The 2550-nt window shown below is 60.8% G+C and carries 1 protein-coding gene; it reads right to left on the minus strand.

Annotation, left to right across the window (positions count from 1 at the left end; all coding sequences use genetic code 11):
- Positions 1-2550, minus strand: a 2550-nt coding sequence (locus ACOYNV_RS27385; RefSeq protein ID WP_422902984.1) for an efflux RND transporter permease subunit, incomplete at both ends; no start/stop codon positions are given.

Below are 2550 nucleotides of genomic sequence, written 5' to 3' on the forward strand. Positions count from 1 at the left end.
TCGATGGCATGTTCCATGTTCTCGAACTGGCCGCTCCAGGTGACGTAGTAGCCGGGCGGGAATTTCACCTGTTCAGCCACCGCCCTCTTGGCATCGGCGACGTAACCGCCGATGTCGCGTTCGCGAATATCGACATAGATGTAGGCCGAGAGCAGGGCGTTTTCGGTGCGGATCGCCGGCGCGCCCTTGGCGATTTCGACCTTGGCCAACTGGCCGAGGGGAATCATGGCCCCGTCCATGATCGGTATCAGCACTTCGCGGGCAATCTGCTGCGGGTCGGAACGTAGTTCGCGCGGATAGCGAACCGTCACGCCATAACGCTCGCGGCCTTCGACGGTGGTGGTCACCATCTCGCCGCCAAGCGCGGTACCGATGACATCCTGCAATTCACCCACCGATAGGCCGTAACGGGCCAGTTGTGTCCGGTCCGGTTCGATATTCAGGTAGAAACCGCCGGTGATACGTTCGGCAAAGGCGCTGGTGGTGCCGGGCACGGTCTTCACCACGGCCTCGATCTGCCTGGCCAATTTCTCCATTTCGTCGAGATCCTTGCCGAAGACCTTGATGCCGATCGGCGTGCGGATGCCGGTCGACAGCATGTCTATCCGGGCCTTGATCGGCATCGTCCAGGCGTTGGAGATGCCGGGGAATTGCAGCGCCTTGTCCAGTTCGGCAATCAGCTTGTCGATGTTCATGCCGGGGCGCCATTCGGATTCCGGCTTAAGGTTGATGACCGTCTCGAACATTTCGGTCGGCGCCGGGTCGGTCGCCGTATTGGCGCGCCCGGCCTTGCCATAAACTGATGCGACTTCCGGGAAACTCTTGATGATCTTGTTCTGCGTCTGCAGGATTTCGGCGGCCTTGGTGATCGTCATGCCGGGCAACGAGGCCGGCATGTAGAAAAGCGTGCCTTCGTTCAGCGTCGGCATGAACTCCGAGCCCAGTCGCGACGCCGGGTAAATCGAGATGGCCAATGTTGCCAGCGCCAGGGCGATGGTCGTTTTCTTCCAGCGCAGGACCCAGGTGATCATCGGTCGATAGGCCCAGATCAGGAAGCGATTCACCGGGTTTCTGGCTTCCGCCATGATCTTGCCGCGAATGAACAGCAGCATCAGCACCGGAACCAGCGTCACCGAGAGCATGGCGGCGCCGGCCATGGCAAAGGTCTTGGTGTAGGCCAGCGGCGAAAAGAGCCGGCCCTCCTGGCCTTCCAGGCTGAACACCGGCAGGAATGAGACGGTAATGATCAGCAGCGAGAAGAATAGCGCCGGGCCGACCTCCTTGCAGGCGGCGAGCATGGCCTCGGCGCGTTCATTGTTCGAATGCCCCTCGGGCAATCGTTCCAGATGCTTGTGGGCGTTCTCGATCATGACGATGGCGGCGTCGATCATGGCGCCGATGGCGATGGCAATACCGCCCAGGCTCATCAGGTTGGAGTTCATGCCGAGCAAGCGCATGGCGATGAAGGCGATCAGGATGCCGACCGGCAACATCAGGATGGCGACCAGTGCGCTGCGCACGTGCAACAGAAACACGAAGCACACCAGCGCGACGATGATCGATTCCTCAAGCAGGGTTCGCTTGAGTGTTTCGATGGCACGGTGGATGAGTTCGGAACGGTCATAGACCGTTTCCACCGTCACGCCCTCGGGCAGGCCGGGGCCGATTTCGGCAATCTTGGCTTTCAGGTTGCTGATTACCTCCAGCGCATTTTCACCATAACGCGCCATGGCGATGCCCGAAACCACTTCGCCTTCGCCGTTAAGCTCGGTCAGGCCGCGTCGTTCATCGGGGGCGAGTTCGACACGGGCGATGTCGCGGATCAGCACTGGCGTTCCCCCGCCTTTTCCGCTGGTGCTTTTGACGACGAGCATCTCGATGTCGCGCTTGCCGCGCAAATAGCCCTTGCCGCGCACCATGTATTCGGTCTCGGCCATTTCCACCACGCGGCCGCCGACATCGCGGTTCGAGTCGCGGATTACCTGCGCGACCTTCATCAGCGGAATGCCGTAGGCGCGCAGTTTCGCCGGGTCGACCGTCACCTGATAGGTCTGCACAAAGCCGCCAATCGACGCCACTTCAGCCACGCCGTGCGCTTTCGTCAATTGATAGCGCACGTACCAGTCCTGGATGCTGCGCAGTTCGGCCAGCGTTTTGTCCTTGGCCAGCAGAATGTACTGATAGACCCAGCCGACACCGGTGGCATCCGGACCGATCTGCGGCGTCACGCCCTTGGGCATGCGTCCGGAAGCGAAGTTGAGGTATTCCAGCACGCGCGAACGCGCCCAGTAGATGTCGGTTCCGTCCTCGAAAATGATGTAGACGAAAGAGGCGCCGAAGAAGGAAAAGCCACGCACCACGCGGGATTTCGGCACCGACAGCATGGCCGTGGTCAGCGGATAGGTCACCTGATCCTCGACCACCTGCGGCGCCTGGCCGGGAAACTCGGTATAAACGATGACCTGAACGTCGGAGAGGTCGGGCAGGGCGTCAATCTGAGAGCGCCGAGTTGGTAATGCCTGACATTCGCCAAGGTGGAAGTGCCTATTC

It is taken from the genome of Propionivibrio sp., assembly GCF_049316945.1.
GTDB lineage: Bacteria > Pseudomonadota > Gammaproteobacteria > Burkholderiales > Rhodocyclaceae > Propionivibrio.